Consider the following 24220-nt stretch of genomic DNA (forward strand, 5'->3'; position numbering starts at 1 on the left):
TCAGCCGACGCACTTGCCACCGTAGTCGCCGACCTTGTCGCGCCAGATGGTGTGGTAGTGGATGTCGCTGCTGATGATGACGCCGCGCTGCACCGAGAACTCGATCCACACGCGCGGTCCCTCGATGCGGAAGTAGTCGCCGTTGGTGGTGACGGTGCCGCTGCCGGCGTAGGCCACGTAGGTGGCGGCCAGGGCGTCGCTGCCCAGGTAGGCGCCGAGCAGGTCGTTGGCGTACTCGGTGGCCTGGGTGGCCACGTAGGCGCGGATCACCGCCTGCACCAGCGCCTGATGGCTCGACGACAGTGCCGAGTAGGCGATGCCGTGCGTGGTCACGCTGGCATAGGCGCGCGGGCAGGTGCCGTCGATGCCGCCGGAACCGTTGGCGCCGAACAGCAGATCGCTGTAGGTGCCGCTCAGCTTGGCCGCCGAGTACGAGGTCAGGGCCGCGCCCAGGTTGGCCATCGCCACGCGCTGCGCCGCCATCGGGTCGTAGGACGTGCCGTTGATGGTGAACGATGCCTTCGGCTCGATGCCCAGGAACAGCGGGGTCGGCGACTTGTAGCTGCCGTTGAAGGCGATGTTCCAGGTCAGGTGGTGGCCGGTGATCTGCAGGATCCAGAAGCCGGTCGAGGTCGGGGTACCGAGGAAGGCGAGGTAGTAGTTGCCGGCGCCGTAGCTGCTGCCGCCGCCGATCGAGTTCAGGTAGTCGTCGGCCGCCTGCAGGCCGGACTGCAGCGAGCTGCCGGTGTCGCCCAGCGAGGTCTTGATCAGGGCGCTGGCGGCGCTCTGCTGGGCGGTGCTCAGGTTGCCCCATTTGATGCCGTTGCGCGACACGAATGACGCCGGCAGGTTCGACCACTTGCGCGCCGCATCCAGGCTCCAGGCCACCTGCACGGTCGACTGCTGCGACGAGCTCAGTGTGGTGTAGAAGGCCATGGCCGCGTTGTAGGCGTCGGTGCTCAGCGCCGAGGAAGCGGTGGTCGTGCTCACCGACAGCGTCACCGCGCTGCTGGCGGTCGACCCGTTGGCGTTGGTGACCACCACGTCGTAGCTGCCGGCATCGGTGCTGGCGACGCTGGCGATGGTGTAGCTGCTGGACGTGGCGCCGGCAATCGCCGTGCCGCCCTTGCGCCACTGGTAGGAGAGGGTGCCGCTGCCGCTGGCGACGACGCTCAGGGTGACGCTGGCACCGACCGCGGCCAATTGCGACACCGGCTGGGTGACGATGGCCGGCGCGCTCGCCGCGGATGCCACGGTCAGGGTGGCGGCGCTGCTGGTGACGCTGCCGGCGCTGTTGCTGACGACGACGTCGTAGCTGCCGGCATCGCCGCTGGCCGTGGACGAGATGGTGTAGGTGCTGGCCGTGGCGCCGCTGATCGCGGTGCCGCCCTTGCGCCACTGGTAGGCCAGCGTGCCGCCGCCGGACGCGCTGACGCTGAAGCTGGCCGCTTGTCCGGCGCTGACGCTGACCGATACCGGCTGGGTGGCGATCGAGGGCGCGGTCACCGAGCCGGAGCTGGTGGTCGAGGTGGTGGAGCTGCTGTCGGACGAACCGCTGCCGCCGCAGCCTGCGGTGAGCGCCAGCGCGCTCCAGAGCAGCAGGGAAGGAAGACGCTTGATCATGGAAGCCTCGTGAAAGTCGATGCGGACAGCACTGGAGTCTATGGAACGGGCACAGGGTGGCTACGCCGGAAAGCGTAAATACGCGTAAATTCCCGTAAAGCCTTCAGCCGGGCAGCGCCATCGCGCCGGCACGCTCGGCCACCCACACCAGCGCCAGCGCGGCGGACGCCAGCGCCGCGCCCTGGCGTACCTGCTGGTAGCGCCCGCTGCGCGCCAGCAGCACCAGCAGTGGCGCCACCAGCAGCACCAGCAGCGCCTGCACCGTCTCGATGCCGAGGTTGAAGGCCAACATCCCTGCAGCCAGGCGCGCGCCGTCCAGGCCCAGCTCGCGGACGGTGGCGGCAAAGGCGAGGCCGTGCACCAGGCCGAAGGCGCCGGCGACCCAGCCTTCGCGGCGCGGGAAGATCGGCCGCCAGGCGTGCGCCGCCGACACCACGATCGACAGCGCGATCGCCACCTCCACCGGCTGCGCCGGCAGCACCACCCGGCCGGTGGCGCCCAGCATCAGCGTCAGCGAATGGCCGGCGGTGAAGGCGGTGACCACGGTGAGCAGCTGGCCCACCATCGCGCGCGTGCCGGCGAAGCCGCCCCAGCGGCTGCCCTGGGCGCGCAGCGCGGCCGGCAGCAGCAGCGTCAGCAGGAACAGCAGGTGGTCGGCGCCTTCGGCGATGTGCGCCATGCCGAGCCTGAACAGGTCGCCGAAGCCGGTCCACCAGCGCGGCGCCACGTCATGGATCGCCACGCTGCGCTGGCCGTAGTGCAGCGAAGCCAGCATGTGCGGCCTGGCGTCCGGTTCCGCGCCGGGCCGCCGCAGCGCCACCAGCGTCAGGTGGTTCGGCACCTGGTGGGCGATGGCGTCGAAGCCCAACTCCAGCGTGCCGGCCGGCGCGCCGGCAGGCGGACGCAGCAGTACGGTGGCCACCAGGTCGGCCGGCGCGCGCTGCAGTTCCCAGCGCAGCGACGTCACCTTCACGCTCCAGGCGCGTCCGTCCGGCGCCACCGGCCGGATGTGGGCCGCCAGGTAGCTTGCGACTTGCGCGTCGCCGGCCAGCGCGCGCCTGCCGGCGGTATCCACCAGCGGCGCCGGGAAGGCCAGCTTCAGTTCGTCCAGCGGCAGCGTCACCCGCGCATCGATGGCGTCGGCGTTCGCATCGAGCAGCACTTCGGACGAGGGCGACGGGTGCGCCTGCGCCGCCATCGCCGCGAACAGGCCGCAGGCCAGCAGCAAGGACAAGGCGAGCGGCAGGAACAGCGGAAACAGCAGCGCGCGGCTGGCTTTGCTAAAGGCTGTGGACATCATGCGGCGCCGCTCAGAAGCTGCCGCCGTAGTCCGCGGTCTTGTCGCGCCACAGCGTGTGGTAGTGGATGTCGGTGCCGTACACCACGCCCTGCTGCACCACGAACTCGATCCACACGCGCGGGCCGTCGATGCGGATGTACGAGTGCTGCGCATCCAGCGGCGCGGCGGCCGCGTTCGGGTAGGCGCCGAAGTCGGCCTTGCCGCCCTGGCCGACGCCGTAGGCGACATACGTCGCGGCCAGCGCGTCGTCGGCCAGGTAGGCGCCCAGCAGGGTGCTGGACACGTCCGCCGCCTGCGTATTCACCCAGGCCGCGATGGCCGCGCGCACATAGGATTGCTGGGCGGCGTTCATGGCGCCGTACTGCAGCCCGCGGCCGCTGGTCGGATACGCCAGCGACTTGAAGTTGCCGTCGCTGTTGCCGGAGGCGCCCATGATCACGTCGGTGAAGGTGGTCGAGAGCTTGGCCGCCGCGGATGCCGTGCCGTCCGACTGGATCGCTTCGGCCAGGTCGTACACCGCCTTGCGCTGCTTTTCCATCGGCGCGTGCTGCACGCCGGCGCTGGCGGCGCTGGCGGTGACGCTGACCGCGCCGCTGGCGTCGACCGTCCAGTTGGGCGGCTCGACGCCGATGAAGGTCGGCGTGGCGCTGACCTTGCCGGTGTTGTAGGTGATGTTGTAGGCCAGGTGGTGGCCGATCAGCTGCAGGATCCAGGGCGTCGTCTTCGACGGCGTGCCGACGAAGGCGATCGAGTACTGGCCGCTGCCGTAGCCGCCGGCGCCGCCGGTGCCGCCGGTGGGCGGCGTGCCGCCCGCGCCCGGATCGGTGCCGCTGGGCGGGGTGCCGCCGGTGCCCGGGTCGGTGCCGGTGGGCGGCGTACCGCCGGTGCCTGGGTCGGTGCCGGTGGGCGGGGTCCCGCCGCCGCCGCCGGGTGCAGTGCCGCCGCCGCTGGCCTGGGCATTCGCCAGCACCTCGTCGGCGGCGCGCAGTTCGTTCGCCAGTTCGATGCCGGTGGCGCTCAGCGCCTGGGCGATCACGGCGTTGGCGGCCGCCAGCTGGGCGCTGGTGAGGGCGGTGGTGTTCAGGCGCAGGCCATGGCGGTCGCCCGGCAGGTTGGTCCACTGGATGGCGTTGTCGAGCGTGTAGGCGAACTGCACGGTGGTGGACGCCGTGCTGGAAGTCGCCACCGTCTTCTGGTCGCTCGAGAGCGTGGCGAGAAAGGCGTTGGCGGCGGCCACCACCGCCGCCGTGTTGATGCCCGAGGCCAGCACGTTGACGGCGAGCGCGGCGCCCGAACTGGTCACGCTGCCGGCGGTATTCTTGACCGTGACGGTATAGGTGCCGGCGCTGGCGCTGCTGGCGCTGGGGATGGTGTAGGCGGGGCCGGTGGCGCCGGCAATGGCGGTGCCGTTGCGGTACCACTGGTAGGCGATGCTAGTACCGTTGGCGGCGACCTTCAGCGTGGCGCTGGAGCCGGCATTCACCGTCAGCGCGGCCGGTTGGGTAGTGATGGCCGGCGCCGCCAGCGTGCTGCTCACCGTGATCGTGGCGGCGCTGCTGGTGACGCTGCCGGCGCTGTTGGTGACGGCCACCGTGTAGGCGCCGGCGGCGGCCGCATCGTAGCTCGGGCGGGTGGCGCCGGCAATCGCGGCGCCGTCCTTGTACCACTGGTAGCCGAGGCCGGCGCCGCCGGCTTCCACGCCCAGGGTTTGGCTGGTGCCGGTCAGGATCGTCGCCGACGCCGGCTGGGTGGTGATCGTCGGTGCATCGGTGACGGTGACGGTGGCGTTGGCGCTGCTGACCGAGCCGGTGGCATCGGTCACCACCACGTAATAGGTGCCGGCCGCGATGGCGGTGTAGCTGGCGGCGGTAGCGTCGGCGATGGCGGCGCCGTCCTTGTACCACTGGTAGGTCGCGCCGGTGCCGCTGGCGACCACCGACAGCACGGCGTTGCTGCCGCTGGCGATGACGGTCGATGCCGGCTGGCCGGTGATCGACGGCGCGCTGGCGGCGGTACTGCCGGTGCTGGTGCCGGTATTGCTGTCGTGGCTGCTGCAACCCGCGAGCAGCAGGGTCAGCGAGGCGGCGTAGGCGGCCAGGGGACGGTTGGACATCTTCATGATTCGGACTCCGTGGTGGTCGATGGGCCGGAGTCTAGTCAATGTATGTACCTCGTTACGCGGCCTTGGCGCGCTTTTGCAGGGTTTTACGCCGCTTTACAAAGGGTGCGGCGGCAAAGCGACGGCGGCGTCGTTGGCAGGCGCGGGATGCGCGCGCAAGCGTTTGCGGTAATCCGATGGCGAGGTGCGCAGCGCCGCGCGCGTGGGTTGGAGGCGGCCGGCGCCTGACATGCGTTGATGCGATCGCGCCGCGCCTTGGCGGTCGGATGCGTCAGCCCGGCTTCAACCCGGCCTGTTCCATCGCATAGCGGGTCACCAATGACGCCAGCAGGGCCGTGATACCGATGAACCACCATTTGCGTTCGAGCCTGGATGCCAGATCGATCCGGTTGATTGTCATATCGGCAATCAGACGCGCAAACGGATTTCGGTGGAGGCTTGCCGCTGTGAGGCCCCCAACTAGCCTCTGCTGCAGTCGGCCAACGGCCGGGTCAGGCCTCGGTGTGCTGCGCATGAACAGAGTGCAGAATGGTGTTGGCTTGTGGCAACAAAAATGATTCCGTAGGGATATAAGGTGTCATACTTTAGGTTACCTGCAGTCGTTGGCATCACGAACTATGGAGAACTTGAGCTGTCTCTGCGGCAAGCAGATGTAGGCGGACTCTCCATACGGTGCAGTGCCGGGCTTGGTTTCTAACGCGATCGTATCCGCCTTCACATCATCCCTTGGAGATAACAATGTACAAACAGCATCAGCGAGCAAAGCGCGCGGCCATCCTCGTCGCGGCACTGGCCGCCTCACCCCTGATGGCCAAGGCCTGCGGCACCGACCCGACGATTGGCGAAGTGTGCGTGGTGGCATTCAGCTGGTGCCCGCAGGGCTACCTCCCGGCCGATGGCCGCAGCTTGGCCGTGACGCAGTATCAGGCGATATTTTCCCTGATCGCCTTCAGCTACGGCGGCAACGGCAGCTCGCAGTTCAATCTCCCCGACCTGCGCGGACGCGTTCCGGTCGGTCTCGGCACAGGCCCGAACATGACCCCGGTTACCCTGGGCCAGCAGGTCGGCCAGCAGAGCCTCACGCTGACAATGCAACAAACGCCGGTGCCGTCGCATGCCCACCCCGCAACGTTCACGGGCACCGGCGGTGGCAGCGTCACAGTGCCGGCCACGCCGGGCAGCCAGGTGATCAGCGCAGCGCTCCCGGTCAGCCCGGCGGTGGGCACCGTGAGCGGCACGGTCGCGGCCCTCGGCCCGAACCAGCAAGGCTATCTGGCCGGCGTATCAAGCTCGGTGGGTCCGGATGCGGCCACCGTGACCGGCCCGTACACGACGACGGCGCCCGGTACGAATGCCGGTACGCTGAAGGCCACGGTCACGGTCAACGGCACCCCGCCATCGCCTGAAATCAAGATTCCCAACGTCGGCATTACCGGCGGCACGGTCGGCGTCGGCGCGAACGCTCCGGTGGTGGCGACGCAGCCGGTCTCCACCCAATCGCCGGGACTGGGCATGAACGCATGCATCGCCATCACCGGTATCTATCCCAACCGTCCCTGAACACCCGCCATCCATTCAACGAAAAAAAAACGCAAAGAAACGACGATGATGAACCGCGCCATGTCCTTCTCCCAGCCAAACTTCCAGTTTCCATTGCAGCAAGGAGGAACCGCCGCGGTTCGCCTGCGCGCGGCCGACCCTGCCGTCAATGGCGGTAACAAGGCTGCCGTACTGGTCGACGCCGCGCTGGACGACCGCCAGATGCTGTTCGCCGGTGCGCCGGCCGGCAACGAAGTCGTCGAATTCGGCGGCACGCACGACGGTCTGGCCCAGCTGGTGGGCTGGGCCGCGACGGGCGAAGGCTATGGCGCGCTGCACCTGCTGTGCCACGGCGGCCCGGGCCGCTTGCAGCTCGGCGCACGCACGCTGGACCGTGCCGCGCTGGCCGACCAGGACGTGCGCGACGCCCTGGCGGCGATCGGCCTGTCGCTGCGTGCGGACGGCAGCGTGCTGCTGTACGGCTGCCATGTGGCGCAAGGCGCCGAAGGCGAGGCCTTCGTGGCCGAACTGGCAGGGGCGCTGGGCGTGCCGGTGGCGGCATCGGCCGGCGCGGTCGGTGCGGCGGCGCTCGGCGGCGCATGGCGCCTCCAGCATGCGAGCGGCGCGGCGGCGGCGGGAACGCTGGCATGGCCGGGCTATGCGCACACGCTCACGATCGCATCGAACACCACGACTTTCTCGACGATCGCCGCCACGTACTACCAGCAACAGGCAGGCGGTTATGATCCGTCGACGGTCATCCTGACGCAAGCGGACGTCGCATCGACCGGCTGGGACGTGGAAACCAAATCGACCAGTTCCGCATCGTCGTTCGGCATACGCGGCTACAACGGCACGGGGTACGGCGCCGACGACGGCACGTCGCTTCGCTTCATTGCCACCGACATCGACTACGTCGTCTTCCGGTCCAACGCCAAGGGCTTCTATTTCGACCTTACCCAATTCTCGCTGCGGAATAACGTCAACGCCGATTTCCAGCTCCAGGCGCTGGATATCGACGGCAACGCCAAGGGAAGCGCGGTCTCGTTTTCGCTCACCGGGACCTCGCTCAACGGCGGCGCGTTTTCGCAGTTCAACGTTGGCGGCAACGCCGACTTCGATCAGATCTATGGCTTCAAGCTGACGTTCTCGACGGCAAATGACGCACCGTTCTTCGACAACGTGATCGTCGAAAACATCGTGGTCCCCGGCGCCGTTCCCACCACGACGGTAACGAGCGCCGCATTGTCCGCCGACACCGGTCCCGACAGTACCGACTTCATCACCAACAGCGCGGCACAGACGGTCGCCGGCTACCTGAGCGCCAACCTGGCCAGCGGCGAAAAAGTCGAGGTGTCGTATGACAATGGCCTGCACTGGAGCGACGCCAACTTCACCGTCGGCAGGAACGACTGGAGCGCGAGCACGACACTGTTCGGCAGCGATACCTTCCAGGCCCGCGTGACCAACAGCGGCGGCAGCAGCACGGCCTTCACGCACGCTTATTCGCTGGACACCTCCGCCCCGGCGGCACCGTCGCTCGCCCTCGCCCCCGCCAGCGACAGCGGCATTTCCAGCAGCGACGGCATCACCAACGTCGCCACGCCGGTATTCAAGGGCAGCGCCGAAGCCGGCGCCACCGTGGTCCTGGTCGACAGCGACGGCGCCACCGTGGTCGGCAGGACGGTCGCCGCCGGCGACGGCAAGTGGTCGGTGGCGACCACGGCGCTGGCCGAGGGCGCGCACACCATCACCGCCAAGGCGGCCGACCTGGCCGGCAACATCAGCGCGGCGTCCGCCGGCGCCGCCGTGAACATCGACCTGACCGCCCCGGCGGCCAAGGTGAACGCGGCCGCGCTGTCGCAAGACACCGGCGCCTCCGCCACCGACATGGTGACCGCGCAAGCCGTCCAGACCATCGGCGGCACCCTGAGCGCCAGCCTGGGCGCCGACGAACGGGTCGAGGTCTCGCTCGACAACGGCACCACCTGGACCACCGCCACCGCCGCCGGCGCCAGCGCCTGGTCGCTGGACGTCACCCTGGCCGGCGCCGACACGCTGCAGGTGCGCGTCATCGATGCCGCCGGCAACGCCGGCGCCGTCTACAAGCATGCCTACGTGCTGGACACGGTCGCGCCGGAGGCGCCGTCCATGCCCGACATGGACGACGCCTCCGACACCGGCACCTCGCACAGCGACGACATCACCGGCAATACCACCCCGAGCTTCAGCGGGCTGGCGGAAAACGGCGCCACCGTGACCCTGTACGACGGCGCCCGTGCAGTCGGGTCCGGCGTCGTGGCGGACGGCGTCTGGCACATCACCAGCAGCGCACTGGCGGCGGGCAGCCACGGCATCGTCGCGCGCGCGACCGACCTGGCCGGCAACGTCAGCGCGGCGTCGGACATCCTCAAGATCCAGGTCGTCACCGACGCGCCCACCACCGGCATCAAGTCGCTGGCGTTGTCGGCCGACAGCGGCGGCTCCGCCACCGATTTCATTACCAACACGGCGGCGCAAACCATCGCCGGACGGCTGGACGCCGGCCTGGCCGACGGCGAGCGCGTCGAGGTGTCGCTCGACGGCGGCGTGCATTGGACCACCGCCAGCGCCGACGGCGACGCCTGGTCGCTGGGTGGCATCACCCTGGCGGCCGGCAGCAGCACCATCGCGGTGCGCGTGGCCAACGCGGTCGACAATGCCGGCCCGGTCTACCTGCAGGACGTCACGCTCGACACCGTCGCGCCCACCCTGTCGATCGCCAGCGACGTCGCGCGCCTGAAGGCGGGCCAGAGCGCCACCATCACCTTCACCTTCAGCGAAGACCCGGGCATGTCCTTCCACTGGGACGGCAACGGCGGCAGCGTGGTCGTCAGCGGCGGCACGCTGTCGGCCCTCGCGGGCGACGGCCCGGTGCGCACCGCCGTGTTCACGCCGGACGCCGACACCAACGGCGGCAGCGCCAGCATCACGGTGCCGGCCGGCAGCTACCAAGACCTGGCCGGCAATGCGGGCAGCGCCGGCGTCTCGCCCGCGCTGAGCTTCGACACGCTGGCGCCGGCCGCGCCGAGCGCGCCGCTGCTGGCCGCCGGCAGCGATACCGGCATCTCCGCCAGCGACAACCTCACCGCCAACGAGCGCCCGACCTTCAGCGGCAGCGCCGAGTCCGGCGCCACCGTGATCCTGCGCGACGCCGACGGCAGCGTGATCGGCAGCGGCATCGCGGTCGACGGCGCATGGTCGATCGTCCCGAGCGCGCGCCTGGCGCAGGGCGCGCACGCGATCAGCGCCAGCGCGGTCGATAGCGCCGGCAACGCCAGCGCCGCCAGCGGCGCGCTGAACCTCGTCATCGACAGCGTCGCACCCACGCTGACGATCAAGAGCAGCATCGCCTACCCGAAGGCGGGCGACACCCCCTTGATCACCTTCACCTTCAGCGAAGACCCGGGCAAGACCTTCAATGCGCACGACATCAGCGTCGAGGGCGGCACGCTGAGTGAGCTGAGCAGCATCGGCGCGGTGCGCACCGCCGTGTTCACGCCGCAGGACGGCGTCGACGGCGGCGTGGCCAGCATCCGGGTCGAGGCCGGCGCCTATACCGATGCCGCGGGCAATGCCGGCGGCGCCGGCTCGGTCGCGCTGGTCTACGACACCCAGGCCCCGGCGGCGCCGTCCGTGCCCGACCTGGACGACGCCTCCGACACCGGCACGTCGGACACCGACAACATCACCGGCAACACCACGCCGACCTTCAACGGCAGCGCCGAGATCGGCGCCACCGTCGACCTGTACGACGGCAAGACCAAGATCGGTTCCGCCGTCGCTACCTATGGCCTGTGGTCGATCACCAGCACCACGCTGGCGGCCGGCAGCCACGACATCGTCGCTATCGCGACCGATGCGGCCGGCAACGTCGGCCCCGCATCGGAGGCGCTGACCATCACCGTGGTCACCGACGGCCCGACCACCGCCGTCTCGACCGTGGTGTTTTCCGCCGACGGCGGCGCCTCCAGCACCGACTTCGTCACCAGCGTGGCGCCGCAGAACCTGTCCGGCACCCTGGGCGCGCCATTGGTAAAAGGCGAGTTCGTCGAGGTCTCGGTCGACGGCGGCCAGCACTGGATCACGGCATCGGCCGACGGCCAGGCCTGGTCGCTGCCGGTCTTGCTCGCGCAGGGCGCCAACCAGATCAAGGTGCGCGTCAGCGACGCCGTCGGCAACAGCGGCCCGGTGCATACCCAGGCCTACATCCTCGACACCGTCGCCCCGAGCGTGGCCATCACCAGCGACCGGGCGCAGCTGAAGGTGGGCGAGACGGCGACCATCACCTTCACCTTCAGCGAGGATCCGGGCGCGTCGTTCGCCTGGGACGGCCAGGCCGGCAGCCTCGCCGTCAGCGGCGGCACCCTGTCGGCGCTGTCGGGCAGCGGCCTGGTGCGCGTGGCCACCTTCACCCCGGCCGCCGGCGTCGACGACGGCTTGGCCGGCATCACGGTGGCCGCCGGCGCCTATGCCGACGCCGCCGGCAACGGCGGTGCGGCAGCCAGCATGCCGCCGCTGCATGTCGATACCCGGGCGCCGGGCGCACCCTCGGCGCCGGTGCTCGATCCCGGCAGCGACAGCGGCACCGCCGGCGACGGCATCACCGCCAACAATGCGCCGCTCATCACCGGCAAGGCCGATCCGTACAACAGCGTCACGCTATACGACAGCGACGGCGTCACCGTGCTGGGCAACGCCATCGCCGATTCCCACGGCACCTGGCGCATCGCCAGCAGCACGCTGGGCGACGGCGTCCATACGCTCAGCGCGCGCCAGGCCGATGCCGCCGGCAACGTCTCCGCCGCCGGCGCACCGCTGTCATTGACGATCGACAGCACGATCCCGGCAGGCGTGGCGGCGCCGCGCCTGGACGCCGCCAGCGACAGCGGCACCGTCGGCGACGGCATCACCAGCGTGACCAAGCCGGTCTTCACCGGCACCGCCGAGGCGCTGGCGCAGGTGACGCTGTACGACAGCGACGGCCTCACCGTGCTCGGCACGGCGCAGGCCGGCGCCGACGGCAAGTGGAGCATCGCTTCCACCACGCTGGCCGAAGGCAAGCACGTCGTCAGCGCGCGCCAGGTCGACGGCGCCGGCAACGTGTCGGGCGCCGGCGCCGGCTTCGAAGTGACCATCGACAGCAAGGCGCCGGGCGCGCCGGCCGCACCCACGCTCAAGGCGTCCAGCGACACCGGCACCCTGGGCGACGGCATCACCGAAAACGCCAATCCGGTGTTCGAGGGCAGCGCCGAGCCGTTCGCGCTGGTGAAGCTGGTCGATACCGGCAGCGGCAAGCTGCTCGGTAGCGCGACCGCGGACCCCGACGGCAAGTGGAGCATCGCCGCCACCGGCCTGGCACTCGGCACGCACGCGATCAGCGCCACCCAGGTGGACGAAGCCGGCAACGCCTCGGCGGCGAGCGCGGTGTTCACGCTGCGCATCGACGCGCCGGCGGTCACGACGCCGCCAAGCACGCTGGTCGACGGCGTGCAGGTGACGACGCAGGCCGTCACCCTGCCGGGCGGCGCCAGCGGCACCGCGGTGCAGGTCCCGATCGTCACCGCCGACCGCGCCGAGAGCAGCGGCCAGGCCGGCGTGGCCGACATCCCGCTGGCCACCAGCAACGGCGCCAGCCTGCTGGTGGCGCAGCTGGCGCCGGGCTACGGCTTGAATGCGAGCGGGGCCAACGTGGCGGTCGCCAACGGGCTGGAGCACCTGATCAGCGCGATCATGGCCGCCACCCCCGGCCACGACGCCGCCGACCAGGGCCACCTGACCGGCAACGGCAAGACCTACCTGGCCACGCTGGCGTCGGAAGGCTCGCTGCTGGTCGAGACCGTGACTCCGGTCAGCACGGCCGGGGCGAGCGGCACGCTGACGCTGAGCGGCGCCGGCGCGCCGGCCGGCCAGCACGTGGCGCTGGTGATCGATGCCGGCGGCGTCGCCGCCGGCACCACGCTGGCGCTGCAGGGGGTGAACTTCGCGGCCGTCATCGGCAGCGCCAGCGTGGTGGCGCAGAGCGGCGCGCCGGTGCTCAGCGGCGACGCCGCGGCCCAGCACTTCACGGTGGAGGCGACCGGGTCGGGCATGGTGTTCGCCGGCGCAGGCAACGATACCTTGAGCTTCGGCCTGCCGAAGGCCACGGCCACCTCATCTGCCAACCCGGCTGCCGACCCGTCCGCGGGCCAGGCCCATGCGGCGGCGGTGCCGGCCACCGGCGTCACGCTGCTGCACGGCGGCCAGGGCACCGATGCCGCCACCTTCGACGGCGCCCGCGCCGACTTCAACGTCGAATCGCACAACGGCTACCTGGTGGTCAGCAGCAAGGCCGCGCCGGACGCCAAGGCGCTCGTGGTCAACGTCGAGCAGCTGCAGTTCAGCGACGCCAGCGTCACGGTGCAGAACGCCCCCGACCTGACCACGCTGGCGGGCATGTACCAGACCATGTTCGGCCGCCAGGCCGACCTGGGCGGCTTCGCGTACTGGGCCGACGTGCACCAGGGCGGCGCCAGCTGGGGCGCGATGGCGCTGGACATGATCGGGTCGAGCGAGCGCGTGGCCGCCACCAACGACAGTTTCAACGGCAACGCCGGGCACGACGTGGCCCTGTTGTACCAGGCGCTGTTCAACCGTGCGCCGGACAGCGGCGGCCTGGCCTACTGGACCGGCCAGATGGCCCATGGCGCCAGCCTGGAAACGGTGGCCACCGCCATGGTGCAATCGGTGGAGATGGTGGGGCACCAGCGCGCGGCGACCGACTGGGACTTCAGCGTGTAAACTGGGCCGGCAAGCGGCATTCTTCGGGAATGCCGGCCTGGTGAAAAACGGCGCCGCATCCGGAAGGATGCGGCGCCGATCCACGATACGGCTGCAATCGGTAGAGACTGCCGTACGTCTCACCACGGCAAATTTGTCCGACTTTACGGTTTCTCCATCACCGTTCCACCCACCAGCACCGCGCCTTCCTCCAGGCGGGTACGGATCAGGCAATCGCGTCCGCCGGCACGCCCTTGATGGAGCACCAGGCCGCGATCGCGTCCAGGTCCGGCGCGAGGCCGTACAGCGTGTCCACGTCCGCCACTTCGACCAGCAGCTTGGGACTGCCGACCGACGCCACCCGCGGCGTCGACGTGACGACCGATGCCGGCGCGCGCAGCAGCGCCGCCGATGAACACGCAGGTGGTATTGCGTTCGCGCGCCAGCGCCTGGCGTTCGGCCGGGTCGAGCGGCCCGTCCTCGATCACCAGCACCGGGTTGCCGGCGCCGGCACCGGCGCCGAAGCAGGTCATGGCATGGATAGGCATGTTTCGTAATGTGTATTTCGCAACGTTCCATCGGGTTCATCGGCTATACTGTGTTTTTATACAGTATTTCCTGTTCGACCCTATTGTAGCGCCCAGCGCCCCCGATCGATGCATTCACCGCCGCCATCCTCGCTGGATTCGTCCACCGGCCTGCACATGGGCCTGCCCGACTATGCGGAGCTGTTCTGCCTGTCGAACTTCTCGTTCCTGCAGGGCGTCTCGCATGCGGAAGAACTGGTGGCGCGCGCGCTGCAGCTGGGCTACCAGGCGCTGGCGCTGACCGACGAGTGTTCGCTGGCCGGCGTGGTGCGCGCGCACGGCGAGGCCAAGCGCGCCGGCCTGCCGCTGATCGTCGGCGCCCATTTCCACCTCGCCGACGAGACCGGCCACCATGCGCTGTCGCTGATTCTGCTGGCGCAAAACCGCAACGGCTACGGCAACCTATCCGAACTGATCACGCTGGGCCGCACGCGCAGCGAAAAGGGCAGCTACCTGCTGCACCCGGCCGACCTAGAAGCGCCGCCGCCGGCGCTGGCGCATTTGACGGGCATGCCGGATTGCCTGGCGATCCTGCTGCCGGCGTATCCCGGCCACGAAGCCGCCGCCATCGACCGCCTGCACGCCCAGGCGGCCTGGCTGGCGCGCGTGTTCGCCGGGCGCGCCTGGCTCGGGTTGACCCTGCTGCACCGCGCCTTCGACGACGCGCACCGGGCGGCGGTGGAGGAGGTCGGCTGGCAGCACGGCCTGCCGATCGTCGCACTCGGCCACGTCGTGATGCACGTGCGCTCGCGCAAGCCGCTGCAGGACACGATGAGCGCGATCCGCATCGGCAAGCCGGTGGCCGAATGCGGTTACCAATTGGCGCCGAACGCCGAGCAGCACCTGCGCTCGCGCGTGCGCCTGGCCAACATCTATCCGCGCGCCGCCTTGCGCGAGACGCTGCGCATCGCCGCCCTGTGCAGCTTTTCGCTGGACGAACTGCGCTACGAGTATCCGGACGAGGTGGTCCCGCCCGGCCATTCGGCGGCCAGCTACCTGCGCAGCGAAACGTATATCGGCGCGCACCGGCGCTTCCGCGACGGCATTCCGGCGCAGGTGCAGGGGCAGATCGAGCACGAATTGTCCCTGATCGCCGAGATGCGCTACGAGCACTACTTCCTCACCGTGTACGACATCGTGCGCCATGCGCGCTCGCTCGGCATCCTGTGCCAGGGGCGCGGCTCGGCCGCCAATTCGGCGGTGTGCTACTGCCTCGGCATCACCGAGGTCGATCCGGCGCGCGCCAGCCTGCTGTTCGAGCGCTTCATCTCGAAGGAGCGCAACGAGCCGCCCGACATCGACGTCGACTTCGAGCACCAGCGCCGCGAAGAGATCATCCAGTACATCTACCGCAAGTACGGGCGCACGCGCGCGGCGCTGGCGGCGGTGGTGATCAGCTACCGTCCGAAAAGCGCGCTGCGCGACAGCGGGCGCGCGCTGGGCGTCGACCTGGCCATCGTCGACAAGGTGTGCAAGCAGCACCACTGGTTCGACGGCAAGGCCGACTTGCTGAACCGGCTGGCCGACAGCGGCCTCGATCCCGCCGCGCCGCTGTCGCAGCAATGGGCGTCGCTGGCGCAGCGCCTGCTCGGTTTTCCGCGCCACCTGTCGCAGCATCCGGGCGGCTTCGTGATGGCGCGCGGGCAGTTGTCGCGCCTGGTACCGATCGAGAACGCCACCATGCTGGAGCGCAGCGTGATCCAGTGGGACAAGGACGACCTCGAAGAACTCGGCCTGATGAAGGTCGACGTGCTGGCGCTGGGCATGCTGTCGATGCTGCGCCGCGGCTTCGACCTGGTCGGCCGGCGCCACGGCGCCGTGTTCGAGATGCAGGACATCCCGCACGACGACAAGCCGACCTACGACATGATCTGCGCGGCCGACACGGTGGGCGTGTTCCAGATCGAGTCGCGCGCGCAGATGAGCATGCTGCCGCGGATGAAGCCGCGCCGCTTCTACGACCTGGTGATCGAGGTGGCGGTGGTGCGCCCGGGGCCGATCCAGGGCGGCATGGTGCACCCGTACCTGAAGCGGCGCGAGGGCAAGGAGCGCGTGGTCTACCCGAGCCCGGACATGGAAAAGGCGCTGGCGCGCACGCTGGGCGTGCCGATCTTCCAGGAACAGGTGATGCAGGTGGCGATCCTGGCGGCCGGCTTCACGCCGGGCGAGGCCGACCAGCTGCGGCGCGCGATGGCGGCCTGGAAGCGCAAGGGCGGGCTGCAGCAATACCACGAGCGCATCGTCGGCGGCATGCTGGCGCGCGGCTACGACATCGCCTTCGCCGAGCAGATCTTCAGCCAGATCCAGGGCTTCGGCGAATACGGTTTTCCCGAGTCGCATGCGGCCAGCTTCGCGCTGCTGGCCTATGCCAGTTCCTGGCTCAAGTGCCACGAACCGGCTGCCTTCCTGTGCGCGCTGCTGAACAGCCAGCCGATGGGATTTTACAGCCCGTCGCAGCTGGTGCAGGATGCGCGTCGCCACGGCATCGAGGTGCGCCCGGCAGACGTGATGGTGAGCGGGTGGGAGTCGGCGCTGGAAGAGCATGACGATGCCGGCCATGGGGAGGGCGGCGGCGCCGGTCGCGTCCGGCCGCAGCCGGCGGTACGCCTCGGCCTGCACCTGCTGCGCGGGATGAACCGCGAGGCGGCAGAGCGCATCGAGCTGGCGCGCGCGATCCGCCCGTTCGCCAGCGTGGCCGACCTGGCGCGGCGCGGCCACCTGGAGCGCGCCGACCTGCAGGTGCTGGCCGCTGCCAACGCGCTCGGCGCACTGGCCGGGCACCGCCGCCAGGCGCTGTGGCAGGCATCGGGCGCGGCGCCGGACAGCGACCTGCTGCGTCCCACCGAGCCGGTCGAGGAAACACCGGTGCTGGCGGCGCCGAGCGAAGGGCAGGACATCGTCGGCGACTACCGCGCCCAGGGCTTGACGCTGGGCCGCCATCCGCTGGCGCTGCTGCGCCGCCAGCTGCTGGAAAAGCGCTTCCTGCCGGCCGGGGTGCTGATGGATTTCCAGAACGGCCAGCTGGCGCGCGCCTGCGGCATCGTCACCGTGCGCCAGCGGCCCGGCACCGCCAAGGGCGTGCTGTTCCTCACCATCGAGGACGAGACCGGCAACGTCAACGTGATCGTGTGGGCGTCGCTGGTCGAGCGGCAGCGGCGCGAGGTGCTGAACGCGGCGCTGCTGGGGGTGTACGGGGTGTGGCAGCGGGAAGGGCAAGTGCGGCACCTGGTGGCCAAGCGGCTGGTGGACATGTCGCACCTGCTGGGGGCGCTGGATACGCGCAGCAGGGATTTTTGTTGAGACGCTACCCCCTTCGGTACAGTCCACACGTCGTCCCCGCGCAGGCGGGGACCCATGCTGAGTATCAAAAATCGCTATTTGTGAAATCCTGTAGCGTTTCCAAGTGATCGATTATAGAAACGATGTATGGGTCCCCGCCAAGGCGCCCGGCTAGGGCGGGGACGACGGTCTTTAGGCCAGCAATACTATCCTGGACAGCAGTGCGCCTGCGCGGGGACGACGTGTCGGGACTCACGGTCGACGTTGTTGCACGCAAGTCGATCTGTTAGGCTGAAAAAAGCATCCCTGCACGCGTATCTCTTCCCATCTTCCATGACCCTACCGATGAAGCCATCCCGCATCTTCCGCAACTCCCTGCTACTGGCCGGCCTGGCCGCTGCCGCCGCCCACGCTGCGCCGCTGCCGGCGCCGTTCGCCGCGCAGCTGAACGCCAACTATCCGGCCATCGAGACCTTGTACCAGGACCTGCACAGCCATCCCGAACTCGGCTTCGACGAGCACCAGACCGCGGCCAAGCTGGTCGAGCGCGCCAGGGCGCTGGGCTACGACGTGACGACCGGCATCGGCGGCACCGGCTTCGTCGCCATCCTGCGCAACGGCCCCGGCCCGACCGTGATGCTGCGTACCGAGCTCGATGCGCTGCCGGTCCAGGAAAAGACCGGCCTGCCATTCGCCAGCAAGGTCACCACCAAAAATGCCGCCGGCGAGACCGTGCCGGTGGCGCACGCCTGCGGCCACGACCTGCACATGTCGGCCTGGTACGGCACCGCCAAGCTGATGGCCGACAACCGCAAGGCCTGGAGCGGCACCCTGATGCTGATCGGCCAGCCGTCCGAGGAAACCGTGCACGGCGCCGAGGCGATGCTCAAGGATGGCCTGTTCACGCGCTTTCCGAAGCCGGACTACGCGCTGTCCTTCCATGACGACGCGACCATGCCGTCCGGGACGATCCTGTACCACGCCGGCCCGTTCCGCGCGTCGTCGGACGTGGTCAACATCACCGTGTTCGGCCAGGGCGGCCACGGCGCCGTGCCGCACGAGGCGCGCGACCCGATCGTGATCGCCGCGCGCCTGGTGATGGCGATCCAGACCCTGGTTTCGCGCGAAAACAACCCGCTCGATCCGGTCGTGATCACCATCGGCAGCATCCACGGCGGCACGCAAGCCAATATCATCCCCGACCAGGTGAAATTGTCGCTGTCGGTGCGCACCTTCAAGCCGGAAGTGCGCAAGCGCGTGCTGGCCAGCATCGCGCGCGAAGCCAGGGGCGAAGCGCTGGCCGCCGGCGCGCCGAAGGAGCCGCTGGTGCAGGTCGAGCCGGGCACCGATTCGGTCTACAACGACCCGGCGCTGATCGAGCGCATGGCCAAGGCGGCGCAGGGCGCGGTCGGTCCGGAGTGGGTGAAGGAGATGCCGGCCAAGATGACCTCGGAAGACTTTTCGCAGTACGGCCAGCAGCCGGGCGTGAAGGCGATCCTGCTGCACGTGGGCGCGGTCGACGCGGGGCGCCTGGACGCGGCCAGGAAGGCGGGCCAGCCGCTGCCGGGCACGCACTCGCCCCAATGGGCGCCGGACTTCAAGCCGACCGTGACCAATGCGATCAAGGCGGAGACGGCGATCCTGCTGGATTTGATGCCGAAGAAGTAGGCTCAAGGATGCGGAGCAGCCAAATGCGTCGTCCCCGCGCAGGCGGGGACCCATATATAGCATCAAAATTCGTTATATCGAAAGTACGGAGATGCTCCGACGTTCGTAACTTCGACAGCTCAGCATGGGTCCCCGCCTGCGCGGGGACGACGGTGCCGGCGAATATCGCCGGCGGCATCTTTTTCACTCCCTCACGCCGCCCTGGTCCCGAAATAATCGTGCACCTCGCCCGACCACTGCTGGTCGGCCATGTCCGGCCAGTGGTCGGTATCGAAGCCCGGCGCGGCGGCGATGCGTTCCTTCGGGATGTCCATGGTGAAGCGCTTGTGCTCGGGGTCGAGCGTCAGCGCCTGCCACGGCACCGCGAACAGCTTTTCTCCCAGGCCGAGGAAGCGGCTGGACGACATCACGGCGTAGGCGATGGTGCCGGTGCGCATGTCGATCATGAATTCCTTGATCACGCCAAGGTGCTCGTCCTGCAGGTTGTGGACGTGGTCGCCGACCAGGGTGGTGCTGCCCATCAGTTCCGGGCCCGGCCCCTTGCCGTGCTTGTTCTTGTACATACCGTAATCGTCGCGTTCCTCGTAAGACATGTGTGCCTCCTGTTCAGGGAAGCGCCAGCATAACCCGAGCATGCCCGGATTCCGTTCGCGCGCACACGGAAGCGAAAAAAAGCCCGGGACGCGCCCGGGCCGCTTGATGTGCTGCAAAGAGGTGCTGCAAAGCGCGTCAGAACTCTTCCCATTCGCCGGCCGCGATCGCTTCCTTCACGGCGGGACGGCTAGCGGCAGGGGGCGCCGCGGAAGGCTGGCGCGTCGGCTGCACCGGCCTGGTCGTCGCCGGCCTGGGCGTCGGTGCCGCTAGGACCGGCGCTGCGGCCGGCGCGCGCGGTGCACGTGCGGCGCCAGCGCCGGCGGCGTGCGCTGCAGTCGCATCCAGCTTGAACACATCGACCGCCGCCGCCAGCCGCGCCGCCTGTTCCTGCAGCGAGCCCGCCGCCGCGGCCGCCTGCTCGACCAGCGCGGCATTCTGCTGCGTGGTCTCGTCCATCTGGCCGATCGCCCCGTGCACCTGCTCGATGCCGCCGGTCTGTTCCTGGCTGGCGCTGGCGATGTCGCCCATGATGGCGGTGACGCGCCGGATCGATTCCACCACCTGGCCCATGGTGGCGCCGGCCTGGTCCACCAGGCGCGTGCCGCTGCCGACCTTGTCGACCGAGTCGCCGATCAGCGCCTTGATTTCGCGCGCCGCCGCCGCCGAGCGCTGGGCCAGGGTGCGCACCTCGCCCGCCACCACGGCGAAGCCGCGTCCCTGTTCGCCGGCGCGCGCGGCTTCCACCGCCGCGTTCAGCGCCAGGATGTTGGTCTGGAAGGCGATGCCGTCGATGACCGTGATGATGTCGACGATCTTGCGCGAGGACGCATTGATCTCGCCCATGGTGGCGACCACGCGGTCGACCACGGCGCCGCCCTGCGCGGCCACTTCGGATGCCTGGATCGACAAGCCGTTGGCCTGGCGCGCATTGTCGGCGTTGCGGCGCACGGTGTCGGCCAGGTGTGCCATCGAGGCCGCGGTCTGTTCGATGGCGGCGGCCTGCTGCTCGGTGCGCGCCGACAGGTCGAGGTTGCCGGCGGCGATCTCGCTGGCGGCGCCGTGGATGGCGCCGGTGCCGCCGCGCACGTCGCCGACGATGCGCACCAGGCTGTCGTTCATCTAGCGCAGGGCGCGCAACAGGGCGGCGGTCTCGTCGCCGCCGTTGGCGGTTTCGCCGCCGCCGGCGCCGGCATCGATGCGGCGCGTGAGGTCGCCGGCGGCCACCGCCTGCGCCAGCTCCACCGCCGCGCGGATCGGCCGTACGATGCCGCGCGTCAGGCGCCAGGAGCAGAACACGCCGGCCAGCAGCGCCACCGCGCTGAGCACGGCGATGCTGCGCGCGCTGCCGATGGTGTCGGCGGCGATGCCGGCGGCGATCTGGCCCATGCGCTGGTGCTGCATCTCGACCAGCTTGCCGACGCCGTCCTCGTAGGCCCTGGCGGCGGGCGTGAATTCCTCGCGCAGCAGGCGCTCGGCGGCGGCGCTGTCGCCGCTCACCTTGGCCTTGACCGCATTGTCCTTGGCCGCCGTATAGGCCTTGCGCAGGTCGCCGATGGTGCGGAACTGTGCCTTTTCCTGCTCGTCGACCAGCATCGGCTCGATCTTCTGCATCAGTTCGGTCGTGCGCGCTACCGTGGCGGCGGCATCGTCCTTGAAGAAGCCGGCCAGGCTCGGGTCGGTGCTCTTGACGATGGCGGCGGTGCGGCGCACCGCGCCGAAGGTCTGCATGCGCCATTCGACGATCATGCGCTCCTTGGCCAGCGGCGCGTCGAGCATCGCCTGGGTTTCGGCGGCGATCGTGTGCAGGTACCAGACGCCGAGGCCGGCGATCGCCATCGTCATCGCCAGCACCAGGGCGAAGCCGGTGCCGAGGCGGGCGCCGATGTTCATGGCGGCGAGCCGCCGCCGGGGAAGGGAAGTAACGGGGAGTGCCATCGCTGTCCTTGAAAATAGTTTACCTGTGGAAATATCAGGAAATTCTACGTTCAGTTATGCGATCCGTGTAACTGTTCAGGATCTTTTGCGGATTTTCATGCGCCGTTGGTGTGAAATTCCAACACGCACGCTCCCCGGCGATGACGCCGCGACAAGCGTCGATGCATGCGCGGCAACGCGAACAACGGCGGCGCGCCGTTCAACGTCCGTCGCCGCCGTTCCGGCTTTCCTGTCCCTCGTCGTCCAGGCGCCCGGACGCTTCGCGCAGGCGCGCGATCCGTTCCGAGGTCTTGGGGTGGGTCGACAGGTAGCCCATCGACACATGCATCCAGCGCGGCAGCTTGTCGTCGTCGGCCTGCTGCGCGCCGAGTTCGGCCAGCACGTCGATGAAGGACTGGACCGGAATGCCGTTGCGGTGCAGGACGGCGACCGCGTAATCGTCGGCCTCGCTTTCCATGCCGCGCGAGTACTCCATGTGCGACAGGATCGTCGGCAGGCCGGCGGCCACCGCGCTGAAGTCGCCGAACAGCGTGGCCGACAGGGCGGCGGTGAGCGAGGAGCCGCTCATGGCGCGCGCCGCGTGGCGCCGCTCGACGTGGCCGATCTCGTGCGCCAGCACCGCGCTCAGCTGTTCGCGCGAGGTAGCGTCGAATTGGTTGTCCCTGGTCTGCACCAGGCGTACCAGGCGGTCGGTGACGATGATGGTGCCGTCCGGCAGGGCCAGTGCGTTGGCGCCCAGCCGGTCCGACGCACGCACCAGCAGGCGCAGCGGCATGCGCGGCTGCGCCGGCGCCAGCGGCGCCAGCAGCGCCTGCACTTCGGCGATGCGCTCGTCGCTCAGGCGCGACGGCGCCACGATGCGCTGCGCTTCCAGGCCGGCCAGCGCCGCCTTGCCGAGCGAAACGTCGACCGAGACCGGCAGGCGCGCGGCGATGCGCCCGGCCACGAACGGGATGCCGCGCAGCCAGGCGGCCGCCAGCAGCGCGCCCAGCAGCACCAGCGACAGCAGCGCCGCCGGCCAGCGTTCCTGCCAGCGCACCACCCAGCTCTTGCGGTAGCCGAGCGCGGCCAGCAGGCGCTCGCGGCCGGCGCCGGCCGGCACTTCGCAGCCGGCGCCGTCGCCGAAGCGCAGCACGGCCGCGGCGGCGGCGAACGGTTCGGCCAGCTTCAATTGCGCCAGCGGATAGCTGCGTTCGCCATCCGCCGTGGCGACGGCCAGGGCATCGCCGCGCACGCGCAGCCGCGCCGGCTGCAGGCGCGCGCTGCGCCCGTCGAAATAGCTGGCCTCGATCGACTGCTGATCCATGTCGTTCGCCGTCACCATGACAGGTCCACTCCCAGGAAGTCGGCGGCGCCGTCGCCGGCGGCGGAGGCCGGACGGCGGCCGGCATGCACGCTGGCCTGCTCGAAGCCGCCGGGCGCGTCGATGCGCACGTGGTCGACCCGGTAGCGCCAGGTGCGCACCGCGGCGAACGGCCGGAACAACCCCAACGTAAACACGGTCAGCAGCACGTTGACCACCTGCAGGCGCAGGTAGCCGCGCACGCGCATGCGGCAATCGATGGCGATGCCGGGAAAGGCCGTGCCCGACCAGGCCCGGTTGTTCATGCGCACCAGGATGTAGAGGCCGCTGAACAGGAAGCACAGGTACAGCAGCAGGGTGCCGAGGATGAGCGCGATGCCGCTGGCCAGGTTGGCGCCCGGTGCGGTGCCGGATGCGGCGCCGCGCCCGGCGACCGCCGTGACGCCGACCACCGCCACGAAGACGACGAGGGCGCCGAGGTTGAACAGGAAGGCGAACAGGTAGGGCTTGGCCAGGCTCGCCGCCGACGGCGCGAAGCCGGCGTGCAGGTCGCCGTACAGCAGGCGGCCGTGCTGGTAGCGCTTCATGGCGCCGTGCATCAGCGGCCAGAACAGGTAGAGCAGGGAAAAGGCGCCGAGGATGCGCGCATCCCTGGTCAGCGCGAACAGGGCGCCGGGCAGCACGAAGATGGCCACCGGCACCAGGTAGGCCAGGTAGGCCTTGGCGATGCCGCCGTCGAAGCCGAACGGCAGGCCGCGGTACCAGGTGTTGGCCAGGCGGAAGCGCAGCGCCGAGCGCATCAGGAAGGGCAGGGCGAGCAGCAGCAGGCCGACCGTGACCGCGCCGGCCGCGACCGAAAAGCCGAACGCGTACTGGTAGGCCGCGACCAGCACCAGCGCCAGGATGCGGCCGCGCAGGATCGCCCTGGGATCGCCGCGGAAGTCGAAGCTGGCGCCGGCCAGGCTGGTGTTCCGGTAAAAATACTGCAGCCGGCGCGTCTTGGCCCAGGCCGAGTAGATGCCGAGCGTGGCGACGCTGAGCATCAGGTTGACGATCCAGATGCGGAAGTATTCGGCGCCGCTGCCGGAGAACTGCAGCGCGAGGAGTTCCGCCGGCTCGGGCGCATGGGCTTCTTCCTCGGCTGGAAAAGCGAGGTCCGGTAGAGCACTGTCGATAGGTTCGGTCATATGGGTAACAGGCTGGTTACTCGTCGTCCCCGCGCAGGCGGGGGCCCATACCGCGCAACATGATTCGAGTCGTTGGAAGTAGCCCCAATCCTTGAAGACGCCAACTCCGGATGCTCGGTATGGGTTCCCGCCTCCGCGGGAACGACGGCTGGTGATCGTTACAGTTTATGCATGACTTTACCGGTTTGGCAATTCTTGCAATAACCGCCCATGCCGTTTGCATCTTCTACGCCACGGGCTCGCCGCAGCCCCTTATTCCAGCCGCTTGTTGCCAAGTTGTATTGAAGA

General features: G+C 69.6%; 12 protein-coding genes and 1 pseudogene. 4 read left to right on the forward strand and 9 right to left on the reverse strand.

The features are described from left to right. The 4 genes from HH212_RS14335 to HH212_RS27620 form a co-directional block, all read right to left on the reverse strand. A complete protein-coding gene (locus tag HH212_RS14335; RefSeq protein WP_170203093.1) occupies positions 1–1623 on the reverse strand; it encodes a DUF3500 domain-containing protein in 1623 nt (540 codons plus the stop codon). A 103-nt stretch (positions 1624–1726) separates the two neighbouring features. Continuing rightward, entirely contained in the window at positions 1727–2923 is a 1197-nt protein-coding gene (locus HH212_RS14340) for a HupE/UreJ family protein (protein WP_170203094.1), read from the reverse strand. Positions 2924–2933: 10 nt separating this feature from the next. Beyond that, positions 2934–5042, reverse strand: a complete 2109-nt coding sequence (locus HH212_RS14345) for a DUF3500 domain-containing protein (protein WP_170203095.1) — start codon at positions 5040–5042, stop codon at positions 2934–2936. Between the two features lie 271 nt (positions 5043–5313). Further along, positions 5314–5442, reverse strand: coding sequence for a hypothetical protein (locus HH212_RS27620; RefSeq protein ID WP_255486815.1), 129 nt, complete (start codon positions 5440–5442; stop codon positions 5314–5316). A gap of 338 nt (positions 5443–5780) precedes the next feature. On the opposite strand from HH212_RS27620, the gene HH212_RS14350 reads away from it, so the two are divergent. Then, positions 5781–6602 (forward strand): phage tail protein, encoded by an 822-nt coding sequence (locus tag HH212_RS14350; RefSeq protein ID WP_170203096.1) that lies wholly within the window; start codon positions 5781–5783, stop codon positions 6600–6602. A 60-nt stretch (positions 6603–6662) separates the two neighbouring features. After that, positions 6663–13400, forward strand: coding sequence for an Ig-like domain-containing protein (locus HH212_RS14355; RefSeq protein ID WP_170203097.1), 6738 nt, complete (start codon positions 6663–6665; stop codon positions 13398–13400). A 143-nt stretch (positions 13401–13543) separates the two neighbouring features. Here HH212_RS14355 and HH212_RS14360 read toward each other — a convergent pair whose 3' ends face one another. Next, complete coding sequence (locus tag HH212_RS14360) at positions 13544–13927, reverse strand: hypothetical protein (RefSeq protein ID WP_229217282.1); 384 nt, start codon at positions 13925–13927, stop codon at positions 13544–13546. Positions 13928–14035: 108 nt separating this feature from the next. On the opposite strand from HH212_RS14360, the gene HH212_RS14365 reads away from it, so the two are divergent. Further along, positions 14036–17266 (forward strand): error-prone DNA polymerase, encoded by a 3231-nt coding sequence (locus HH212_RS14365; RefSeq protein ID WP_308633208.1) that lies wholly within the window; start codon positions 14036–14038, stop codon positions 17264–17266. Positions 17267–17590: 324 nt separating this feature from the next. Continuing rightward, a complete protein-coding gene (locus HH212_RS14370) occupies positions 17591–18913 on the forward strand; it encodes an amidohydrolase (protein WP_170203098.1) in 1323 nt (440 codons plus the stop codon). A gap of 191 nt (positions 18914–19104) precedes the next feature. On the opposite strand, the gene HH212_RS14375 is transcribed toward HH212_RS14370, so the two are convergent. From HH212_RS14375 to HH212_RS14390, 4 genes and pseudogenes are all read right to left on the reverse strand, one after another. Then, the gene (locus HH212_RS14375) at positions 19105–19506 is read right to left on the reverse strand and encodes a PRC-barrel domain-containing protein (protein WP_170203099.1); all 402 of its coding nucleotides are present in this window, start codon (positions 19504–19506) and stop codon (positions 19105–19107) included. Between the two features lie 136 nt (positions 19507–19642). After that, a pseudogene (locus tag HH212_RS27880) lies at positions 19643–21397 on the reverse strand (methyl-accepting chemotaxis protein). Positions 21398–21641: 244 nt separating this feature from the next. Further along, positions 21642–22748: a M48 family metallopeptidase gene (locus HH212_RS14385; RefSeq protein WP_170203100.1), complete on the reverse strand. Its 1107-nt coding sequence runs from the start codon at positions 22746–22748 to the stop codon at positions 21642–21644. 11 nt (positions 22749–22759) lie between these two features. After that, entirely contained in the window at positions 22760–23932 is a 1173-nt protein-coding gene (locus HH212_RS14390; RefSeq protein ID WP_170203101.1) for a YjgN family protein, read from the reverse strand. Positions 23933–24220 lie beyond the last annotated feature (288 nt).

This window comes from Massilia forsythiae, assembly GCF_012849555.1.
Taxonomy (GTDB): domain Bacteria; phylum Pseudomonadota; class Gammaproteobacteria; order Burkholderiales; family Burkholderiaceae_D; genus Telluria; species Telluria forsythiae.